This is a genomic window from Kribbella sp. NPDC051718, from assembly GCF_040681515.1.
GTDB lineage: Bacteria > Actinomycetota > Actinomycetes > Propionibacteriales > Kribbellaceae > Kribbella.
In genome coordinates, this window is sequence record NZ_JBFAYZ010000003.1 from 646139 (window position 1) to 667773 (window position 21635).

The 21635-nt window shown below is 67.2% G+C and carries 17 protein-coding genes; 15 read left to right on the plus strand and 2 right to left on the minus strand.

What is annotated here, in order from left to right; genetic code table 11:
• Positions 1-29 precede the first annotated feature (29 nt).
• From AB0M15_RS14645 to AB0M15_RS14685, 9 genes are all read left to right on the plus strand, one after another.
• Positions 30-992 carry a bifunctional riboflavin kinase/FAD synthetase gene (locus AB0M15_RS14645; protein ID WP_363817913.1) on the plus strand — a complete coding sequence of 321 codons (963 nt, stop codon included), beginning with the start codon at positions 30-32 and terminating at the stop codon, positions 990-992.
• A 118-nt stretch (positions 993-1110) separates the two neighbouring features.
• Positions 1111-1383: a 30S ribosomal protein S15 gene (rpsO, locus tag AB0M15_RS14650; RefSeq protein ID WP_164604166.1), complete on the plus strand. Its 273-nt coding sequence runs from the start codon at positions 1111-1113 to the stop codon at positions 1381-1383.
• A 292-nt stretch (positions 1384-1675) separates the two neighbouring features.
• A complete protein-coding gene (locus AB0M15_RS14655) occupies positions 1676-3919 on the plus strand; it encodes a polyribonucleotide nucleotidyltransferase (protein WP_363817916.1) in 2244 nt (747 codons plus the stop codon).
• On the plus strand, positions 3916-5226 hold the full coding sequence (locus AB0M15_RS14660) for a pitrilysin family protein (RefSeq protein ID WP_363817918.1): 1311 nt from the start codon (positions 3916-3918) through the stop codon (positions 5224-5226). The genes AB0M15_RS14655 and AB0M15_RS14660 overlap by 4 nt, the downstream gene beginning before the upstream one ends.
• Positions 5227-5526: 300 nt before the next feature.
• Entirely contained in the window at positions 5527-7134 is a 1608-nt protein-coding gene (locus AB0M15_RS14665) for an ABC transporter substrate-binding protein (protein WP_363817922.1), read from the plus strand.
• Positions 7131-8057, plus strand: coding sequence for an ABC transporter permease (locus AB0M15_RS14670; protein ID WP_363817925.1), 927 nt, complete (start codon positions 7131-7133; stop codon positions 8055-8057). Before AB0M15_RS14665 ends, AB0M15_RS14670 begins: the two co-directional genes overlap by 4 nt.
• The gene (locus tag AB0M15_RS14675; RefSeq protein ID WP_363817928.1) at positions 8050-8943 is read left to right on the plus strand and encodes an ABC transporter permease; all 894 of its coding nucleotides are present in this window, start codon (positions 8050-8052) and stop codon (positions 8941-8943) included. The genes AB0M15_RS14670 and AB0M15_RS14675 overlap by 8 nt, the downstream gene beginning before the upstream one ends.
• Positions 8940-9944: an ABC transporter ATP-binding protein gene (locus AB0M15_RS14680; protein ID WP_363817930.1), complete on the plus strand. Its 1005-nt coding sequence runs from the start codon at positions 8940-8942 to the stop codon at positions 9942-9944. Before AB0M15_RS14675 ends, AB0M15_RS14680 begins: the two co-directional genes overlap by 4 nt.
• Positions 9944-10948: a dipeptide ABC transporter ATP-binding protein gene (locus AB0M15_RS14685; protein ID WP_363817932.1), complete on the plus strand. Its 1005-nt coding sequence runs from the start codon at positions 9944-9946 to the stop codon at positions 10946-10948. The genes AB0M15_RS14680 and AB0M15_RS14685 overlap by 1 nt, the downstream gene beginning before the upstream one ends.
• Before the next feature lie 208 nt (positions 10949-11156).
• Here the strand turns inward: AB0M15_RS14685 and AB0M15_RS14690 are convergent, their stop codons facing one another.
• Entirely contained in the window at positions 11157-11636 is a 480-nt protein-coding gene (locus AB0M15_RS14690) for a hypothetical protein (protein ID WP_363817935.1), read from the minus strand.
• Between the two features lie 164 nt (positions 11637-11800).
• Here AB0M15_RS14690 and AB0M15_RS14695 point away from each other — a divergent pair, with 164 nt between their 5' ends.
• From AB0M15_RS14695 to AB0M15_RS14720, 6 genes are all read left to right on the plus strand, one after another.
• Positions 11801-11986, plus strand: a complete 186-nt coding sequence (locus AB0M15_RS14695) for a hypothetical protein (protein ID WP_363817938.1) — start codon at positions 11801-11803, stop codon at positions 11984-11986.
• Positions 11987-12014: 28 nt separating this feature from the next.
• Positions 12015-13844, plus strand: coding sequence for a hypothetical protein (locus AB0M15_RS14700; RefSeq protein WP_363817940.1), 1830 nt, complete (start codon positions 12015-12017; stop codon positions 13842-13844).
• Between the two features lie 66 nt (positions 13845-13910).
• Entirely contained in the window at positions 13911-14657 is a 747-nt protein-coding gene (gene dapB / locus AB0M15_RS14705; protein ID WP_363817943.1) for a 4-hydroxy-tetrahydrodipicolinate reductase, read from the plus strand.
• A 1-nt stretch (position 14658) separates the two neighbouring features.
• A complete protein-coding gene (locus AB0M15_RS14710) occupies positions 14659-15099 on the plus strand; it encodes a hypothetical protein (RefSeq protein WP_363817946.1) in 441 nt (146 codons plus the stop codon).
• Between the two features lie 84 nt (positions 15100-15183).
• Positions 15184-17730, plus strand: a complete 2547-nt coding sequence (locus AB0M15_RS14715) for a tetratricopeptide repeat protein (protein WP_363817949.1) — start codon at positions 15184-15186, stop codon at positions 17728-17730.
• 123 nt (positions 17731-17853) lie between these two features.
• Positions 17854-19467: a hypothetical protein gene (locus AB0M15_RS14720; protein WP_363817952.1), complete on the plus strand. Its 1614-nt coding sequence runs from the start codon at positions 17854-17856 to the stop codon at positions 19465-19467.
• A gap of 394 nt (positions 19468-19861) precedes the next feature.
• On the opposite strand, the gene AB0M15_RS14725 is transcribed toward AB0M15_RS14720, so the two are convergent.
• Positions 19862-21583 carry an alpha/beta fold hydrolase gene (locus AB0M15_RS14725; RefSeq protein WP_363817954.1) on the minus strand — a complete coding sequence of 574 codons (1722 nt, stop codon included), beginning with the start codon at positions 21581-21583 and terminating at the stop codon, positions 19862-19864.
• Positions 21584-21635: the final 52 nt, after the last annotated feature.

Sequence of the window (21635 nt, forward strand, 5' to 3'; positions counted from 1 at the left end):
CTCGGCCGGTCACATGGAATCCTTCTCCCATGCATGTCTGGCACGGTTTGGGCGAGGTGGACCCGGGGTTCGGGCCGTCGGTCGTCACCATCGGCAACTTCGACGGCGTGCACCGCGGTCACCAGGAGGTACTGCGGCACGCCAAGGCGCGGGCAGCCGAGCTCGGTGGGCTGCCGGTGGTCGCGATGACATTCAACCCCCATCCGATGGCGGTACTACGCCCCGGCCACGCTCCCGCGATGATCAGCGAGCCGACGCAGCGGGCCGAGCTGCTCGGCGCCGCCGGCGCGGACGCGGTACTGATCCTGCCGTTCGACCAGGACGTGTCGAACTGGTCGCCGGAGGAGTTCATCGACAAGGTCCTGGTCAAGACCCTGCACGCCAAGGCGGTCGTGGTGGGGGAGAACTTCCGCTTCGGCCACAAGGCCGCCGGACACGTCGACACGCTCGTCGCGGCCGGTGCGGCAGCCGGGTTCCAGGTCGAGGGCCTGAGCCTGGCGGGTGACGCCCAGCCGTGGTCCTCGACGTACATCCGGGATCTGATCGCCAAGGGTGACGTCGAAGGTGCCGCCGCGGCGCTCGGCCGGCCGCTCAGGGTCACCGGAGTCGTCATCGAGGGCGACAAGCGCGGCCGCGAACTCGGCTACCCGACAGCCAACATCCCCGCCCTGCCCGGCGCTGCGGTTCCGCTCGACGGCGTGTACGCAGGCTGGCTGACCGTCCTCGAACCGGCCCCCGGCGCTCCGCAGTACGCCGAACCGCTGCCGGCCGCGATCAGCGTGGGCAGCAATCCCACCTTCGACGGTGTGGACCGCCGGGTAGAGTCGTACGTGCTCGACCGCGACGACCTGGAGCTCTACGGCTCCAAGGTCGCGATCGACTTCGTCACCCGTCTGCGCGGCACCCAGATCCGCTTCGACACCATCGACGACCTCCTGATCCAGATGAAACTCGATGTCGACCAGGCACGCCGAACTCTTACCCAGAATTAGGGTGACGCGTCCACGGACTGATACCCTGGGCGCTGCCGTCTGAACGGCCGCGGATCGAGAGTGCCCGGGTGACCTAAGCCCCGGTGCGCCGCGCAACGGACATCGAGAGGATCACTACGTGTCGTCAGCCAATCCTGAGGCGAAGAAGAAGATCATCGGCGAGTACGCCCTGACCGAGGGCGACACCGGTTCCCCCGAGGTCCAGGTCGCGCTGCTCACGCACCGGATCGCCGATCTGACCGAGCACCTGAAGGAGCACAAGCACGACCACCACAGCCGTCGTGGTCTGCTGCTCCTGGTCGGCCAGCGTCGCCGGCTCCTGAACTACCTGTCGAAGAAGGACATCAACCGCTACCGGTCCCTGATCGAGCGGCTCGGCCTTCGCCGATGACGTCGTGAGAAGCGGCCACCGCATTCCGGGTGGCCGCTTCTCGCGTATCCGTGCGCAAGTACGGAGCCCCGCACGACCGTGCGGAACAACTGAATAATCAACGACAACGAGACGACGCGAGACGCGTACCGGGCCGACGACCGGTCCTCGGTAGTGGCTTTCGGGACAGCGCTGAAAAGCGCAGCACCCGCGGGCCTCGATCGAAGACCGGCACACCCCCGGAGGACTCGCGCCTCACAGTCGTCTCAAGTGACGAGAGGGGTATCCCGTGTCGGGATCCACAAACGCGCCCATGGAGGGCGCAGAGTTCGCTGAAGCCGTCATCGACAACGGCAGCTTCGGCACCCGTACCATCCGCTTCGAGTCGGGCCGTCTGGCCCAGCAGGCCGCCGGCTCCGCCGCCGCCTACCTCGACGGCGACACGATGGTGCTGTCGGCCACCACGGCCAGCAAGAAGCCCAAGGACCAGTTCGACTTCTTCCCGTTGACGGTGGACGTCGAGGAGCGGATGTACGCCGCCGGCCGCATCCCGGGCTCGTTCTTCCGTCGCGAAGGCCGTCCTTCCGAAGAGGCCATCCTGACCTGCCGGCTGATCGACCGCCCGCTGCGGCCGTCGTTCGTCTCCGGCCTGCGCAACGAGATCCAGGTCGTCATCACCGTCCTGGCGCTCAACCCGGACAAGCTGTACGACGTGCTGGCGATCAACGCCGCGTCGATGTCCACCCAGATCGCCGGGCTGCCGTTCTCGGGCCCGATCGGCGCCACCCGCGTCGCTCTGATCGACAAGCAGTGGGTTGCATTCCCGACCCACACCGAGCTCGAGGACGCCGTCTTCGACATGGTGGTCGCGGGTCGTGTCACCGAGACCGGTGACGTCGCGATCATGATGGTCGAGGCCGAGTCCACCCCGGGCACCTTCGACGCCGTCGCCGCCGGCAAGCAGGCGCCGACCGAAGAGGTCGTGGCCCAGGGCCTCGAGGCCTCCAAGGCGTTCATCAAGACGCTGGTCGAGGCGCAGTCCGAGCTGGCTGCCAAGGTCTCCAAGCCCACTGGTGAGTTCCCGGTCTTCCCGGACTACCAGGACGACGCCTTCGCCGCCGTCGAGGCCGCTGCCGCCGAGGAGCTGTCGCAGGCTCTGACGATCGCCGGCAAGCACGACCGCGAGGACGCCACCGACGCCGTCAAGGCGGCCGTGGTCGACAAGCTGGCCGCCGACTTCGAGGGTCGCGAGAAGGAGCTGTCCGCAGCCTTCCGCTCGCTCACCAAGAAGCTGGTCCGGCAGCGTGTGCTCAAGGACAAGGTCCGGATCGACGGCCGTGGCCTGACCGACATCCGTCCGCTCAAGGCGCAGGTCAAGGTGCTGCCGCGGGTGCACGGTTCGGCGATCTTCGAGCGCGGCGAGACCCAGATCATGGGTGTCACCACGCTGAACATGCTCCGGATGGAGCAGCAGCTCGACACGCTCTCCCCGGAGACGCGCAAGCGCTACATGCACAACTACAACTTCCCGCCGTACTCGACCGGTGAGACCGGCCGGGTCGGTTCGCCGAAGCGTCGCGAGATCGGCCACGGCGCCCTCGCCGAGCGCGCCCTGGTGCCGGTGCTGCCGTCGCGGGAGGACTTCCCGTACGCGCTGCGTCAGGTCTCCGAGGCGCTCGGCTCGAACGGTTCCACCTCGATGGGCTCGGTCTGCGCCTCGACGCTGTCCCTGCTCTCGGCCGGTGTGCCGCTGAAGGCCCCCGTCGCCGGTATCGCGATGGGCCTGATCTCCGGTGAGGTCGACGGAAAGCTCGAGTACGTCGCGCTGACCGACATCCTCGGTGCCGAGGACGCGTTCGGCGACATGGACTTCAAGGTCGCCGGTACCAAGGACTTCGTCACGGCCCTCCAGCTGGACACGAAGCTCGACGGCATCCCGGCGAGCGTGCTCGCCGGCGCGCTGACCCAGGCCAAGGAAGCCCGCCTGACCATCCTCGACGTGATGGCCAAGGCCATCGACGCCCCGGGTGAGATGAGCGAGTTCGCGCCGCGGGTCATCTCGGTGAAGGTCCCGGTGGACAAGATCGGAGAGGTCATCGGCCCGAAGGGCAAGATGATCAACCAGATCACCGACGAGACCGGTGCCGACATCTCCATCGAGGACGACGGCACGGTGTACATCGGTGCGACGGACGGCCCCTCGGCCGACGCGGCGCGCGCGATGATCAACGCGATCGCCAACCCGACCATGCCGGAGAAGGGCGAGCGCTACCTGGGAACGGTCGTCAAGACGACCAACTTCGGTGCGTTCATCTCCCTGCTCCCCGGCAAGGACGGTCTGCTGCACATCTCGAAGCTGCGCGGCCTGGCCGGTGGCAAGCGGGTCGAGGCCGTGGAGGACATCCTCTCCGTCGGCCAGAAGCTCCAGGTCGAGATCGCCGAGATCGACGACCGCGGCAAGCTGTCGCTGATCCCGGTCCTGGACGAAGATGCAGCCAAGGCTGCTTCTGAAGATGCAGCCAAGGCCGATGACGCAGAGGTCGCTCCCGCCGAGTGACACGTGCCATCACCAGCACGTTGCTGAGCCCGGAGGAGGGCGGTCCGGTCAAACGGACCGTCCTGCCCTCCGGGCTCCGCGTGCTTTCCCAGTCTTCGCCGGGCTTCCGCTCGGTCACCTTCGGCGTGTGGGTCGGCGTCGGCTCGCGCGACGAGCCGGTCCACCTGTCCGGCGCGACGCACTTCCTCGAACACCTGCTGTTCAAGGGCACCGAGCGGCGCGACGCGATGGAGATCTCGGCGTCCCTGGACGCCGTCGGTGGCGAGATGAACGCGTTCACCGGCAAGGAGTACACCTGCTACTACGCTCGGGTGCTCGACTCCGACCTGCCGCTGGCGGTCGACGTGATCTGCGACATGATCACCTCGGCGACGCTGACGGAGGAGGACATCGAGAGCGAACGGGACGTCATCGACGAAGAGATCGCGATGCACGCCGACGAGACGTCGGACCACATCCACGACCTGTTCGCCGAGCAACTCTGGGGTGAGACCCCGCTCGGCCGCTCGATCACCGGTACGCCGGAATCGGTGGCCGGCCTGACACCTCGCCAGGTCCGCGGCTGGTACCGCCGCCGCTACCTGCCCGAGAACATCGTCGTCTCGGTGGCCGGCAACGTCGAGCACTCCGACGTGGTCCGGCTGGTGCGCAAGGCGTTCGAGCGCCATTGGATGACTGCTGAGGCAGAGCCATCGCCGGTGCGACCAGAGGCTAAGCGTCGCGTACCGACGTACGGGGGAGTGGAAGTCCACTACCGCGACGTCGAGCAGGCGCATCTCGTGCTGGGCATGCCTGGACTGGTCCGCAACGACGAGCGCCGGTACGCCGCGGGTGTGCTGCACGGCATCGTCGGTGGCGGGATGTCGTCGCGGCTGTTCCAGGAGGTGCGCGAGAAGCGTGGCCTCGCGTATTCGGTGTTCACGTTCGGCTCGGCGTACGCCGACTCCGGCATGGTCGGCGTCTACGCCGGCTGCCTGCCGAAGAAGGCCCCCGAGGTCCTCGAGGTGGTCCGCGCCGAACTGGCGAACATTGCCAAGGGCAACATCACCCCCGACGAACTCCTCCGCGGGAAAGGCCAGATGCGCGGCTCGGTGGTCATGGGCCTCGAAGACACCGGCGCCAAGATGACCCGCATCGCCAAAGCCGAACTCGTCTACGGCGAACTCCCCACGGTCGACCAGATCCTGCACCGCATCGACACCGTCACCCTCGACGACGTAGCCACCCTGGCCGCCGACCTCTACGCCGGCGACCAGACCCTCACCGTCATGGGCCCCTTCAAAGACAAGTCCCGCTTCACCGTCTGACCCCTCGAACCGCGGCCCGCCCACCGGCGGGCCGCGGTTCGTTGCGTTCGGGGAGAGTTTTTGATGGGCAGTCTACGGAGCGTGACGGGCCTTGATGACGTCTGATGACTTGGGGTAATTGGGGTGAGTTCTTGACCTGGGGAGGCGGAGTGTGCCGTGGGTGCTCTGAGGTCTCGTGAAGGTAACGCGTTTGTTACTTGCCTCTGGTTTGCTTCTGACAACGTTGACATCGCCAGTTTCGACCAGCCAACATGGCGGCTATTCCGCCTACCGGCCCTCCGCCGAGGAAGTTGGTTCGACGTGCGACGAGTCACTGGGGTTCTGGGGGTGACGCTCGGTCTCGCGCTGGTGCTCACCAGCTGTGGCGACGGTAAGGGCAGCGGCTCGGGGACGGGCGGGGCCAAGAGCGTGGTGATCGCGCTGGCCGCGGATCCGCTCGACTTCATCAACCCGCTGAACGAGAACGGCAGCCCGGGGATCCAGGTCGCACAGGCGATGTTCGCGCCGCTGGTGGCGACCGACCCGAACACCGGCAAGGTCGTCAACGTGATGGCCGACTCGGTCACCCCGGACAAGACCAGCCAGACCTGGACGATCAAGCTGAAGGCCGGCAACAGCTTCCAGAACGGTCAGCCGCTGACCGCGAAGGACTATGTCGACAGCTGGAACCTGACCGCCGAGGGCTCGAATGCCTGGGACAACAACGGCTTCTTCTCCAAGGTCGAGGGGTACGACGCGCTGAACCCGCCGACCGCCGAGGGCGCCACCCCGAAGCCCACGTCGGTGAAGGCGATGAGCGGCCTCGAGCAGGTCGACGACCTGACCTTCACGGTCAAGCTCAAGGTGCCGTTCTCGCAGTTCGGGCTGACCCTGCAGTACCTCGGGCTGGCGCCGCTGCCCGAGGAGGTACGCAAGGACCCGGACGCGTACAAGCGCAAGCCGATCGGCAACGGACCGTACAAGCTGGACGGTGACTGGAGCAACGGCGGCGACGTCAAGCTGGCCAAGTGGGACGGCTACAAGGGCCCGAACGCGCCCGAGGCGGATGGGATCACCTTCCGGTTCATCCCGAACGCGGACACGGCGTACAACGAGTTCCTGGCCGGCACGGTGGACTTCGTCGACGTACCGGCGACCAAGATCAAGACCTTCAAGACCGACGCGCCGGACGGCTGGGTGACCGGTGAGAGCTCCGGCGCCAACTATCTGGTGATGCCGGCCTGGGACCAGCGCTTCAAGGACCCCCGGCTGCGGCACGCCTTCTCGGAGGCGATCGACCGCAAGGCGCTCGCCGACCTGGTCGGCCTGGCGACGCCGTCCAACGGCCTGATCTCGCCGGACATCGACGGCTACCGCGCCGACGCCTGCAAGTACTGCGCCTTCGACGTGGCCAAGGCCAAGTCGCTGCTGGCCGAGGCGGGCGGCTTCTCCGGTCCGCTGAACATCAACTACAACACCACCTCCGCGACCGGGCAGCTGTTCGCCGAGGCGATCGGCAACATGCTCCGGCAGAACCTCGGGCTGGAGGTCAAGTACACCGGCAAGGTCGGCTCCGAGCTCACCGAACTGGCCCAGCAGCGCAAGCTCGACGGCCTGCGGTTCGGCGGCTGGGGACACGACTACCCGTCGATCGAGGACTACCTGACGCCGATGTTCAAGACCACCGGTGACGCCAACTTCGCCCACTACAGCAACCCCAAGCTGGACGCGCTGCTCGCCCAGGGCGACGCGGAGCCGAACCCCGAGGCCGCGATCAAGCTGTACCAGCAGGTGGAGGACATTGCCCTCGAGGACATGCCGCTGATTCCCTTGTACGCCAAGCAGAACGCCTACCTGCACTCGGCCAAGATCGAGCCGCGGGTGTCGAAGTACACCGGCGTCCAGGCGCTCTACTCAACGTTCAAGTGACCCGGTTCGTCCTGCGCCGCATCCTGGCGGCCGTGCCGATCGGCCTGATCGTCACGCTGGGGGTCTTCGCGCTCGTCTTCGCGATGCCCGGAGACCCCCTGCGTGAGCTGGCCGGTGACAAGCCGATTCCGGCCGCGGTGATGGCGGCCAAGCGCGCGCAGTTCCACCTCGACGATCCGTTCGTGGTGCAGTACCTGCTGTCGATGAAGGACATCTTCACCGGCAACTTCGGTACCACCTTCGCCGGTGCCGACATCGCCTCGCAGCTGCAACTGCGGATCCCGGTGACGCTCAAGCTGGCCACGATGGGCCTGGTGATCCAGTGGATCGCCGGCCTGCTCTTCGGCCTGTACGCCGGGTTCAAGCGCAACGGCGCCGTCGACCGGATCCTCCTGCTCGCGACGCTCTTCATCCTCGCGGTGCCCCTGCTGGTCGTGTACTTCGCTGCGCAGTACGTGTTCGGTGTGGAGCTGAAATGGCTGCCGGTATCAGGCATTGCGCACGGCTATCCCACGTCGTACCTGCTGCCCGCGGTGTGTATCGGCCTGACCGGGTTCGCCGGCCTGGCCCGGCTGACCCGGACGTCGATCGTCGAGACGGCGAACGCCGACTTCGTGAAGACCGCCCGGGCCAAGGGTCTGGGGGAGCAGCGGATCCTGTGGGGTCATGTGCTGCCGAACGCGTTGCTGCCGATGGTGACCTTCATGGGCGTCGACGTGGGTGGCATCTTCGCCGGCGCACTGCTGGCCGAGAGCATCTTCAACCTGCCCGGGCTCGGCCAGTTCATGTTCCAGGCGATCAAGCTGAAGGAGGGCGGCGTGGTCGTGCTGCTGTCCACGCTGGCCTTCGTGATGTTCATCGCCGTCAACCTGATCGTCGACATCGTCTACGGCGCGATCGATCCGAGGGTGCGCAATGTCTGAGACGCAGGCGATCTTCGAGTCCGAGGCTCTGGAGCTGGGCGGGCGGACGCTGTCGAACCGCGAGTTGCTCCGGGCGTTGCTGCGCAAACCGCAGTTCGTGCTCTGTACGGTGCTCGTGCTGACGTTCTTCCTGATGGCCGCGGTGCCGCGGATCTTCACCGCCACCGATCCGCGGTTCTGCGAGCTGGGCAAGTCGCAGCAGGGGCGCGCCCCGGGGCATCCCTTCGGCTTCGATGTCCAGGGCTGCGACTACTTCGCCAACGTCATCTACGGCGCCCGGCCGTCGGTGCTGGTCAGTGTCGTGGCGAGCATCGGTGGGTTCTTGATCGCGGCGGTTCTGGGGTTGCTCGCCGGGTACTTCCCGGGCTTCGTGGACAACCTGATCTCCCGTACTGCGGACGTACTGTTCTCGCTGCCCGGGTTGGTGGCGCTGATCGTCGTGCTCAACTCGGTCCCGAACCGGAGCATCTGGATCATCGTCGGGGTCATCCTGCTGACGTCGTGGCCGCTGGGGATGCGGCTGATGCGATCCACCGTGTTCTCGGTGCGGAATCGGGAGTTCGTGCTGGCGGCGCGGTCGGTCGGGGTGCCGCCGTTGCGGATCCTGCGCAAACACGTCTTCCCGAACGCGATGGCGCCGTTGCTGGCGACGACGACTCTCGGCGTCGGCGGGCTGGTCGGGTTGGAGGCGATCTTGACCTTCCTGGGCGTGGGGTTGCAGCCGCCGTCCATTTCCTGGGGGTCGCAGTTCGGCGTCGCGGCGTCGTACCGGGACGCACCACACCTGTTCATCTGGCCGGCGCTGTTCATCTCGACGATGACGATCTCCTTCATGATCATCGGCGACTCGATCCGCGACGCCCTCGACCCGAAGTTGATGCGATGAGTGCGACGGTTGGCGAGGTACTGCTGGAGGTTTCAGACCTGTCGGTGGAGTTCGATACTCCGCACGGGCGGGTGCGGGCCGTGGACGGCGTGTCGTGGCAGGTCCGGGCGGGGGAGACGCTGGCGATTCTGGGGGAGTCGGGTTCGGGGAAGAGTGTGTCCACCCAGGCGTTGACGGGGATCTTGGAGATGCCACCGGGGCGGATCGTTTCCGGGACTGCGAAGTACCGGGGTGAAGATCTGATCGCGATGACGGTGAAGGAACGACGTCGCATCGTCGGGGATCGGATCACGATGGTCTTTCAGGATTCGTTGTCCGCTTTGAATCCGGTGCAGTCGGTGGGGAAGCAGATCGCCGAGTGTTATCGGGTGCATCGGGGGATGTCGAAGTCGGACGCGATGAAGCGGGCGGCGGAGATGCTGGATCAGGTGCGGATTCCGGCGGCCGCTAAGCGGGTGCATGACTATCCGCACGAGTTCTCCGGCGGGATGCGGCAGCGGGTGATGTTGGCGATGGCGCTGGCGTTGGATCCCGACGTACTGATCGCTGATGAGCCGACTACCGCTCTCGATGTGACCGTGCAGGCGCAGATTCTGGAGTTGATCGAGGATCTGCAGGCTGAGCGGGAGATGGGGGTTGTGCTGATCACGCACGACCTCGGGGTGGTTTCGGATGTCGCTGACAACGTGGTGGTGATGTACGCCGGGCATGTGGTCGAGCGGGCGGCTACTGCTGCGGCGCTTGAACGGCCTCTGCACCCTTATACGGAGGGGCTTCTGGGGTCGATGCCGTCGGCTGACCTGAAGGGTCAGGAGTTGCCGACGATCCCCGGTACGCCGCCTTCGTTGCGAGCCATCCCGTCGGGTTGCGCTTTCCGGACCCGGTGCCCGGAGGCGATCGCGGAGTGCGCTGAGGTGGTACCGCCGCTGCTGACGATCGCGCCCGGCCGGGACGCTGCCTGCATCCGCCGTACGTCGATCCCCGCGCAGGAGGCGGTCTGATGAGTGACGAGTTGCTGCTGGCAACCAACCTGGTCAAGCACTACGACATCAGCCCGGCGTTCTCCTTCAGCCAGAAGACGCTGGTACGGGCGGTGGACGGGGTCGATCTCGTCCTGCGCCGTGGCGAGTCGCTCGGAATCGTGGGGGAGTCGGGCTGCGGGAAGTCGACCTTGGTCCGGCTGCTGGCCGCGCTGGAGAAGCCGACGTCGGGGTCCGTTCTGTACGGCGGTGAGGACGTCAGCAAGATGGGCGGTCGCGAGCTCCGGCGGTGGCGGCGGAACGTACAGGTCGTCTTCCAGGACCCGTACTCAAGCTTGAATCCGCGGATGCGCGTCGGCGAGATCGTCGCCGAGCCGCTCGAGGTCCATCCCGATGTTTCGCGCGGTCTCGACATCCGCGCCCGAGTGCGGGAATTGCTGGAGCTGGTCGGTCTGCGCGCCGAGGACGAGACGCGGTTCCCGCATCAGTTCTCCGGAGGCCAACGGCAGCGGATCGGTATCGCTCGCGCCATCGCGCTGAACCCGGACGTACTGCTCTGCGATGAGCCGGTGTCGGCTTTGGACCTGTCCGTGCAAGCGCAGGTGGTGAACCTGCTGATGCGCTTACAGCGTGAACTCGGCCTGAGCATCATCTTCGTAGCCCACGACCTATCGGTCGTGCGCCACGTGTCCGATCGGGTCGCGGTGATGTACCTCGGCCGGGTGGCGGAACTCGGCGAACACCATCAGGTCTACGACGTACCAGCCCACCCCTACACCCAGGCGCTGCTCTCCGCCGAGCCCGGCCTGGCCCGCCAAGGCCGCAAACGCATCGTCCTGGCCGGCGACCCACCCTCCCCGGTATCTCCGCCCTCGGGCTGCCGCTTCCACACCCGCTGCCTCCGCGCGGAAGCCCGCTGCTCGATCGAGGTCCCCGAACTCCGCCAACTCCCCACGGGCCAATCCGTCGCCTGCCACTTCGCCGAAGACGCCCAATCCACCTACACAACCACCCTCACCGCCTGAAGTACTCACCCACGCCGGCGCCTCGGTCGCTCCTGCGTCGCTCCCACGGCGCTGAGCTCCCACCCACCCCGGGCGCCGGCTCCTGCGTCGCCAGCTTGTTGACAGCGGGGTGGCCGCCGAGGTGCTCGCGTTGGCGGGCTGATGTGTGGCCGGTGGGCGACATCGGGGTGAGGAGCACTCGTCCCAGCCGGCGTCGTCTATGCGGTGTTCAGCAGAGGTCGAGGTGGCCGAAGTCGTAGGTGTAGTCGTCTGGGACTGTCCAGAGGATGTTGGGGTCGGGGCGGATCCAGACTTCTTTGTGGGGGCCCCAGAAGTGGATCTGGACTCCGCCGGTCTGGTGGTTCTTGACGGCTAGGGCGTCGATGAAGTTCGAGAGGGTTCGGGTCTCGCACCTGAACAGGTGGAAGATGCTGTGTCTGCCGTCGCCTTGGCCGACCGACACGCAGGCGATTCCGTTGGCGGCGGCGCAGATGGCGAGCTTCTCGTTCCGGTTCGCGCTCGGTACGTCCCGCCAGACGAACTCGCCGGAGAACATCGGGGAGATGTCCGGTGTCCAGGCGGTCGTTCCGGTCGCGACGTCCGGTGCTGCCTGGGCCGGCGCCTGGGCCGTCAGCGGAACGAGGACCGCTGCGGCGAACAGCATCACGACCGTCGCAGCCGCGCGTTTTCCGGTTGTTCTCAATCGCATTCGATCTCCTCCGTAGTCGCAACCGATGCAGCCGTTCCTGACCGACCCGTCAACTCGCTGCGGTGTAGTCGTCGCCGACCGTAACCGGTCGGCGCGCCAACCGTCCACGTGTTGCATCAGGGCTGAAAGCTCAGCGACAAGGGTGGGCGCGGGGTGAGGCAGACTTGGCGGGTGAGCGACGACCAGCCGGATCCGGTATCGGGGACGAGTTCGCGCATGTGACGACGAACATCAGCCCGTCCGTCGACGGCATGCGGGCCGACTTCTTCTTCACCGAGGACGTGGTGAGCGTCGTCGACGCCCGGAGTGGTGAGGTCCTCTACCAGGCCGACGTCTCGGGTGGCGAATGACATGTTGCGGGGCGTCTAAGGTTCTCGGGTGAGTGTTGACGGGGTCGCCGATCGCGATGAGAAGGTCACGGCGGGTAGCCATGGGCTGATTGTTGCCGTGTTGGCGATCGCCGCGGGGGTCAGCCTGACGTGGATCGTGACCGCGGCTCGGAACGTCGGGTACGGGTTCGATATCACCGACGAGGGGTACTACCTGCTGTCCTACCGGTGGTGGAGCAGCAATCCGCTGGCGTTGACCGGGATTCAGTACATCTACGGGCCGATCTTTCAGTTGCTGCATTGGGATATCGCGCATCTGCGGATCTTCCGGCTGGTGACCGTCGTCGTTGGGCACCTGTTCTTCGGGTGGAGCTTCATGCGGTGGCTGCGGGCGCGGCGGCCGGAGGCGCCCAAGACGTGGCTCTGGGAGGCTGCGGGGATCACCAGCATCCTGGCGGCCGGTGGGATGAGTTACAGCTGGTTGCCGATCAGTCCGGCGTACAACGACGTTATCTTGCTCGGGTCGCTCACCGGGGTTTCGTGCGTGCTCTGGGCGGCGACCGCGATCGAGAAGGACCGGAAGCCGCCGATCTGGGCGCTCACGCTGGCCGGCGTGGTGATCAGCGTGATGGTGCTGGCGAAGTGGTCGTCGATCGTGGTGCTCACGCTGATCGTCGTCGCGGCGATCGTCGTGTTCAGCAAGCAAGGGTCGCAGGCTGTTGCCCGGGGCATCTTTTGGGCGCTGGTCGGCGCAACGGCAGTAGCGGTCGCGGTGCAGGTCTTCGTGGTGCCGTTGACGGTGGCGGTTCCGGGCATCCTCGCAGTCAACCGGTTCATCGCGGGCAGTTCGTACACCCCGGCCACCCTCGTGCAGATGTATTGGGACACCGGTATCAAGCTCGTCGGCGAGACGTTCAAGCAGCATTTCCTGCTCTTCATCGCCGCCGCAGCCGGAGTAGTAGCCCGCAAGCCCGTACTCCGGTACGCCGCGTGGCTGTTGACCGCGGCCGGTCTCGCCTTGTCGGTGTACCAAGCCATCGACAAGGGCGGACTCCACGGCGGCCCGGTCAACAACGGCAAGTTCCAGGTCACCTTGCTGGCCGCGGTACTGGTCGCCGTCATCACCACGATCGCGGCGCTACTAGCCAAGCAATGGTCGCCAGGCAAAGAGAACCCAAGGTCATGGGTCATTCTCGGTCTGCTCACCGTGCTGCCGTTCGTGCAGGCGTTCGGAACGAACACCCCGATCTACATGATCGGCTTCAACGCGTTCGCCGCCTGGGCCGCGCTGATGATCGCCGTCCTGACCAGCCTCGACAAGGCCCCGCTGGTCGCCCGTACGACGACCGCCCTGGTGACCGTCAGCGCGCTGATCGCCGTCGCCTCGATCTCGTACGGCGGCCTGGTGCTCAACCCGTACCGATCGGCGCCGCACCGCGACCTCACCACCGCGACCAACCTCAAGTCGCTCGGCGGGCTCAAGCTGACGAAGGGTAACGCCGCGAGGTACCAGGCCCTCGACGAACTCCTGAAGCCCTACACGACACCGTCCGGCCGCCCGATCATCGCCCTGGACAAGATGGCCGGCATCGTCTTGATGCTGCGCGGTCGCCCGTTCGGTGAGGCCTGGGTGGCGCCGAAGGAGCGCGAGCGGACCGCGGCCGGGATCACCGAGGTCTGTTCCACCAAGGAGCCGTGGCCGGGCAACCGCCAGCCGTTGCTGTTCTTCAACCGCCCGGTCAGCGAGCTGGAGATCGACGCCCTGCGGACCTGTGGGCTGGACTTCGACGTCGACTACAAACTGATCGCCCCACCCGCGACCACGATGAACCTGCAGATCTACGTCCCGGCCGCCGAGCTGGCGACGCACACTCCCTGAGCGCAACCTCGCCGGACCGCAGTGAGATCCTTGACCCCGGATCAGCAAAAGCGAGGAAGGCGACGGATGATCAAGGTTGCGGTGCTGGGTGCCAAGGGCAAGATGGGCGCTCAGACGTGCCAGGCTGTTGAAGCTTCCGACGATCTGGAGCTGGTTGCCGCACTCGACCAGGGTGATGAGCTGGACGAGCTCACCAACGCAAAAGCCGAGGTGGTCGTCGACTTCACCCGGCCCGAGGTCGTGATGGACAACCTCGGCTGGTGCATCGGGCACGGCATCCACGCCGTCGTCGGCACCACCGGGTTCACCGAGGAGCGCCTCGCGACCCTCCGCAGCCAACTCGACGCCAATCCCGGTACCGGCGTACTGATCGCCCCCAACTTCTCCATCGGCGCAGTACTGATGATGCAGTTCGCGGCCAAGGCGGCCCCGTACTACGAATCCGTCGAGATCATCGAACTGCACCACCCCGACAAGGTCGACGCCCCTTCCGGTACGGCGCAACGCACCGCGCAACTCATCGCCGAAGCCCGCCAAGCCGCCGGCTCAGTATCGATCCCGGACGCCACCAGCACCGGCCTCGAAGGCGCTCGCGGAGCCGAGGTCGACGGCATCCCCGTCCACAGCGTCCGCCTGCGCGGCCTCGTCGCGCACCAGGAGGTCCTGCTCGGCGACGTCGGTGAGACGCTGACGATCCGGCACGACTCCATGCATCGCGAATCGTTCATGGCAGGCGTCCTGCTCGGCGTACGGAAGATCGTCGGCACGCCCGGGCTCACCGTCGGTCTCGAGCACTTCATGGACCTCAGCTGACATGACGGCCAAGCGAGCGGTGGCGGTGATCGCGATCGTTTTCATCGCGTACGCCGGACTGCTCGGCTGGCGTGGTGTGCTGCTGATCGGCACCGGCGACCCGGTCGCGATCGTGCTCGGTGTCGCGGTGCTGGTGATCCCGCTCATCGGGCTGTACCTCGTCTGGCGCGAGCTCCAGTTCGGCCGGCGGACCGAGGCGCTCGCGCGGGAGCTGGCCGAGTCGGGCGGGCTCCCTGTCGACGATCTGCCGAGGCGGCCGTCGGGGCGGATCGACCGGGCCGCCGCGGACGCCGCCTTCACGAAGTACCAGGAAGAGGCCGAGGCGGCGCCGGACGACTGGCGGGTCTGGTTCCGGCTTTCGACGGCCTACGACGCAGCCGGCGACCGGAAGCGGGCCCGCGCATCGATGCGGACGGCAATCGAGCACCGTACTCAGCAGTAAAGCGGGAGTTTCCTGTGAGTTGGCTGGGAACGGTGTGGCTCAGCCTGACAACGCGGTGTGGATCGGGATACCTTCAGGGTGTGCGTGGCGACCGCCACGGACGAGGTCGGAGACTGGGTGGGCCGTCCTTTGCCTTCAGACGGGTCTCGCCGCGGCTCGGACGACGCCCAGGCAACAGGTTTCGGTGATCTGCTCCGCAGGCACCGGCGAGACGCCGGACTGTCGCAGGAGGGACTGGCGGAGCTTGCCGGTCTGAGCGTCGACGCCATCGCGGCGCTCGAGCGAGGTCGCCGCCGAGCGCCCAGACCGCACACACTCAGGCTGCTCGGAGACGCCCTCCGGCTCGGCGCGCCCGATCGCGCCCAGCTCACCGCCGCCGCCCGCCGCGACGACAACGCCGCCCCCCGCTCGGCGATGCGCCCGGCACCGGCTCCGGCGAACGAGCTGGTCGGCCGCACGGACGAGCTGATCGAGGTTGGCAGGCTCGTCGGCGAACGCGTCACCAGGTTGATGACGCTGAGCGGTCCAGGCGGCGTCGGCAAGACCCGTCTCGCCCTCGCGGTCGCCGCCGAGGTGGCCCATCAGTTCGACGACGGTGTCTGCTGGGTGCCGCTCGCCCCGGTCTCGGATCCGGCCGCGGTCGCGCCGGCGGTGGCCGCGTCGACCGGACTGCACCCGCTCGACGGAGCCCGGCTGATCCAGGAGATCGCCGAGCAGATCGGCCGGCGAAACCTGCTGCTCGTGCTCGACAACTGCGAGCACGTGGTCGCCGACATCGCGACCATCTGCTCGGCCTTGCTCGAGTACTGCCCGAACCTCTCCATCCTCGCGTCCAGCCGCGAACTGATGCGGATCGCCGGCGAGAGTGTGTACGTCGTGCAGCCGCTGGCTCTGCCGGAGACGAACGATCAACTGGACACGTCGCCCGCGGTCAAGCTGTTCATCGATCGGGCCACCGCAAGGGGACATGAGCCTCTTGAGCAGCGTGAGCAGGTGGCCCGCGTCGTACGCCGCCTCGAAGGCATGCCGCTCGCGATCGAGCTGGCCGCCGCTCGCACCAACGTGCTGACCGTCGAGGAGCTCGCGGCCGAGCTGGAGACCTCCTTCGGCATCCTGGCAGGTGGATCCAGTACTGCGGGGCCGCGGCAACAGTCCCTGTACGGCGCGATCGAGTGGAGCCATGACCTGCTGACCCCGCAGGAGCGCGAACTCTTCGCGCTCCTCTCGGTCTTCGTCGGCGGTTGGAACTTCAACGCGGCGGCCGCGGTGCTGTCCGGCACGGTCGTGCCCGGTCCGCTGGAGCGGGCCAGGGCGCTCGATCTCACCAGCCGGCTCGTGGACAAGTCGTTGATCCGGGTCAGTCGCGATCGGGGTATCGCGCGGTACGACATGCTCGCCGTGATCCGCGAATTCGCGGCCGACCAGCTGGCGGCGGCGGGCCGGACCGATGAGGTCGCGCGGCACCACGCGGCGTTCTACATCTCGCTCGCCGAAGAGGCCGAGAGCCACCTACGGGGTGCGAACCAGGCCGACTGGCTCGACCGGCTCGACGGTGAGCTCGACAATCTTCGGGCCGCGATGACGTGGTCGTTGCGATCCGGTACTGCGGGCGAACCAGTTCGCCTCGCCGGTGGGCTGTGGTTGTTCTGCTACCTGCGCGGTCATTACGCCGAGGGCAGCGAGTGGCTCGAGCGGGCGCTCACGATGGCCGGGTCGGGTGGGGTCGAACCGCAGTACCAGGCGAAGGCGGCGCTGGGCGCGGGGATGCTGGCGTTCCTGCAATGTGAGTATGGCGTGGCGACGGCGCGGCTGGAGTCGGCGCTGACGCAGTACAGGGAGCTTGAGGACACGGCTGGTACTGCGCTCGTCATGCAGCGGCTTGGGGGAGTGGCTCGCGAGCGCGGGGACTACGAGACGGCCGAGAATCTGCATTGCCAGAGCTACGACCTTTTCGAGAGTCTTGGCGATCGGTCGGGGATGTCCTGGGCGCACAACCATCTCGGGTTCGTCGCGTGGCTGCGTGGGGATCTGGAGATCGGGGCGCGGCGGTGCAAGCGAGCTCGGGACAGCTTCCGGGTGCTTGGTGACGGCGAAGGGCTGGCGTGGTCGCTGATCAGCTTGGGGACGATCGCGCAGTACAGCGGTGAGTTGACCGAGGCCGAGGACCTGCTGCTGGAGAGTCTGGCGTTGTCGCAGCGGCTCGGGTATCGCGAGGGCGTCGCCTGGTCGCTCAATCAGTTGGGGATTGTCGAGCGGCGTCGCGGGTTCACCGATCGGGCGGTGCATCTGCTCGATGAGAGTTTGGCCGAGCATCGCGATCTTGGTGACCGGTGGCGGACCGCGAGCGTGCTGGAGGAGCTGGCGACGGTTGCTCAGCAGCGGGAGCGGACGGAGTACGCGGCGTTTCTGATCGGTGCGGCCGACGGGATCCGTGAGGTGATCGGCGCGCCGGTGCCCGAGGTCGAGAAGCCGGACCAGCTCGCCACCCGCCGCTCGATCGAGCAAACCCTCGACCGCCGAGCCTTCCGAGCCGCCTGGTCCGCCGGCCGCGCTGCCCCACTAGCTGCCGTCGCCGACGGCTACCCCGGCACCGGCGGCGCAGGCGCCCCCGACCGCTCCAACCGCCTCTGAAACTGCTCATCAGCTGAGTTCCATCTGGTGGGAAGCGGTTCCCGACGCGCCGGTAAGCGCTTGCCAAGGGCGATGCCGCACCGCAGGATGGGCGGACTGATCCGCCCCTCAGGAAGGTGCTCGATGACGAACGTGTTCAGCAGGAGGAGTCTGCTCGGAGCCGGGGGAGCTGTGGTCGGGGGAGCGGCGTTAGGCTCGCTGGGCATGAGCCAGGCGTCGGGTGCGACTCCGCAGGCGTCCACCACGGGCCTGTGGCAGTCGGAGCGGGTCCGGTACGACGCGAAGTACCGGCTCGTCTACACCGCCGACGCCGAGGGGAACCGGATCCCCGACTTCAGCTACGCCGGCTACAAATACGGCGACAGCCCGATCCCGCACGTCCGGACCGTCAAAACCGTCAAGCCGATCGAGGGCGACAACACGGCCCACCTGCAGGCAGCGATCGACGAGGTCGGCAAGCGCACCCCCGACCACGCGGGCTTCCGCGGCGCCCTACTGCTTGCCCCCGGCAACTACCCGGTCGCCGGTACGCTCCGGGTGAACCAGTCCGGCGTCGTCCTCCGCGGCTCCGGCGACGGCGCCGACCCGAAACGGCACACCATCCTCCAGGCGACCGGCAACACCCCGGTATCCCGCGACGTGATCGTGCTCGGCGGTGGTACCAGCACCAGCTGGCGCGGCCAGGTCCCCGGGACCAAGACGGACATCACCAGCGACTGGGTGCAGGTCGGCTCGCGATCGTTCGAGGTCGCCGACGCCAGCGCCCTCAAGCGCGGCGACAACATCATCCTGATCCACCCGTGCACCGAGGCGTGGCTCACCGCGGTCGACCACGGTGGTACGGCGACCGACGCGGGCTGGACCGTCGACAGCCAGCCGATCACCTACAACCGCTACATCCAGTCGATCCGCGGCAACACGGTGACTGTCGACGTGCCGCTCTTCGAGCACCTGCGACGCGAGCTGGCGCAGTCGTACCTGTATGTCTGGGACCGCGCCGGCCTGGTGACCGGCGTCGGGGTCGAGAGCCTGCGGATCGACATCCAGTTCGCGGGTGACCCGGAGGTGGACGAGGCGCATGCGTGGGTCGGCGTGAAGGTCCGCCAGGTCGAGGACGCGTGGGTCCGGGACAGCACCTTCCTGCACTTCGCGAAGGCCGGCGTCGAGACCACCGAGGCGACCCGGGTCACCGTCCGGAACTGCCGCGCGTTCGATCCGGCCTCGGTCGTCACCGGCGGGCTGCGCTACAACTTCAACTGCGAGTCGTTCTCCCAGCAGGTGCTGTTCGTCGACTGCCACGCCACCAAGGCCCGGCACGCGTTCATCTCCAACGGCGCCAGCAGCGCCTCGGGCATCGTCTTCCTGCGCGGTACTTCGGAAGGCGCGCTCGCGTCCAGCGAAGGCCACCGGCGCTGGAGCCAGGGACTGCTCTGGGACAACCACCGCGATGTCGCGCCGCAGGTCGACCTGACGCTGGGGATCTACAACCGCGGCGACTACGGCACCGGACACGGCTGGGCGACCTCGCACTCGGTCGGCTGGAACTGCGACACCGGCACCGCCAAGCTCGTCGTCCAGAAGCCGCCGACGGCGCAGAACTACGCGATCGGGTGCCGGGGAGTGGTCACCGGGGACGGCCCGTTCAGCCAGCCGGCCGGCTACATCGAGGGTGCGAACCGGCCGGGGCTGTTCCCGCCGTCGCTCTACCAGGCGCAGTACCTGGACCGCCATCGGTGATGTTTGATCACAGAAAAAAGCCTCGCGAGGCACCACGACCTGGGGGATCGAAGGTACCTCGCGAGGGATCTGGGAGCCGGGATGCGCCATCGTTGAACGAGGTCCCGGCCGGCTGTGTTCTGTCTGACCCCCCAGGCAGTCCCCCCACCTCACAGCCGGCCGAAGCCGCGTTCGGCGATGTCACCTAGCATCGGGCCCTCCCAGCCGATGCCCGGTTCTCCCGCGCTGACTCAAGGTTGCCGTGGTCACGCTGCGTGGCACAGGGACGGAACCCTGACATCGCCCTGACAAACGCAGGGTGACAACGAACGCATCGCCATATTCTCGCGGAGAGTGGCGAGGTGTTCGCTTTCCGTGCCGTAGAAATGCCGCTAATTCATTGCGGCTTCAACGCTCAATGCAGATATCCGGAGACCGCTTTGGTGAATCCGGCGATCCGGTTCAGTGGCGCGCCGTCGACCGGCTCGTCGCCGGAATAGGGAACTGACGGAGCCGGAATTCCCTCGCCCTTGCAGCTGACGTCGCGGGCCGGCGCCACCCCGGTGGTGAGGAAGGTGTTGATGATCTTGTCGGCGCACTTGTTCACCCCGCCGTAGATGCCGTGGTCGCCCTCGCCGGTGATCGTGACGAGCCGCGATCCGGCGTACCGCTGATGCGCCGCGGCGGCCAGTGAGGCGTTGGTGGCGGGGTCGTGCGCGGACTGCACCATCAACGTCGTCGGCAAGCCCTTGCCGGTCGGGGTCGGCATCTCGATCGCGGGCCGATCCCAGTAGAAGCAGGGGTTCTCGTTCATCGACCAGCCGATCAGCGGGTACTTCGGGCCGAGGTCGGCCGCCAGGTCGTCGCCGACCTCGCGACCCTGCGGCCAGGCCGTGTCGTTGCAGGTGACCGCGGTGAAGGTCGCGCTCTCCGCGTCGTCGCCGACCGCCTGGCCGATCGGCGGCAGGCCGATGGGTCCGCTGGTCGCGCGCCGGACGAGTTCCTGCTGACGGGCCAGCGGCAATGCGTCGACCTTGTGTTGCGCGGCCTTCGGCCCGCCGGTGGTCTGCGCCGCGGACAGACCCCGAAGAAATGCGAGATCCAGAGCGAGTGACTGGAAATCCAGTTTTGTATACATATCCGAGGCCACGATCTGGTCGAGCGTGTTCTGGTCGTAGGTGATCTTCATCGACCCGTCCAGGAACTCCTCGACGGCCGGCTGCTTTTTCAGTTCCCGGCGCAACCGTTCATAGGTCCTGATCACCAAGCGTGGTGATGAGCCCAGGTGCAGCCGGTCGTCGTGCTTGGCCGCCCACGGTGCGAAGTCCTCGCGGAAGCGCCGCTCGAACGCCTGCGGCTGGGCCACGAAGGTCTCCGACCAGGGCCGGGTGAAGTCGGTGTTCGAGTCGAGCACGAAACGGCCGACGTGGGCCGGGAAGTAGGTCTGGTAGTACGCGCCGAGCCAGGTGCCGCCGGAGTAGCCGAGCCAGTCGATCTTCTCGTAGCCGAGCAGTTGGCGGATCAGGTCGATGTCCTGGACGGTCTGCGCGGTGTTGACGTAGGGGAGCAGCCCGCGGGACTGGCGTTCGCAGTACGGGCGGGTGAGGAGAGCCGCTTCGGAGATCAGGCCGAGGTTCTCGCTGTCGCGGTCGCGGGCGTCCATGGTGAAACCGGGTGCGCCCTGGCAGGTGACGTTGGCGCTGTCGCCGGTGCCGCGCGGGTCGAACCCGACGTACAGGTGGTCCTTGCCGAGCCCGGCCTGGCTGGCCAGGTACGGCGCCATCCCGAGCCCTGCTCCACCGGGTCCGCCGGGGTTGCCGAAGATGACACGGCTCGGCTTCTTCTTGCTCTTGCTCGTTGGCGTGACCTTGCTGATGGCGAGGTCGATGTCGTTGCCGGAGTACTGGTTCGACCAGTCGCGCGGAGCGGTGATCTTCGCGCAGTAGGTCCGGTACTCCGGGTCGCCGCACAGCGTCCAGGTCAGCTTCTGGTTCAGGTACCGAGTGGCCACCTTGTTGGGCCCCGACTGCACCCGCTCCGTCCCGGTCTGCAGCGAGGCGGTCGCCCCGGAGCCCGGAATCGCGAGCAGTGCGGCGGTACTGATACCCAGGGCGACGGCCAGGGTACGGAACTTCATAGACACTCCAGACGACCGGGGCGGTGGGGTGGGGAAGGAATAAATACAGCCT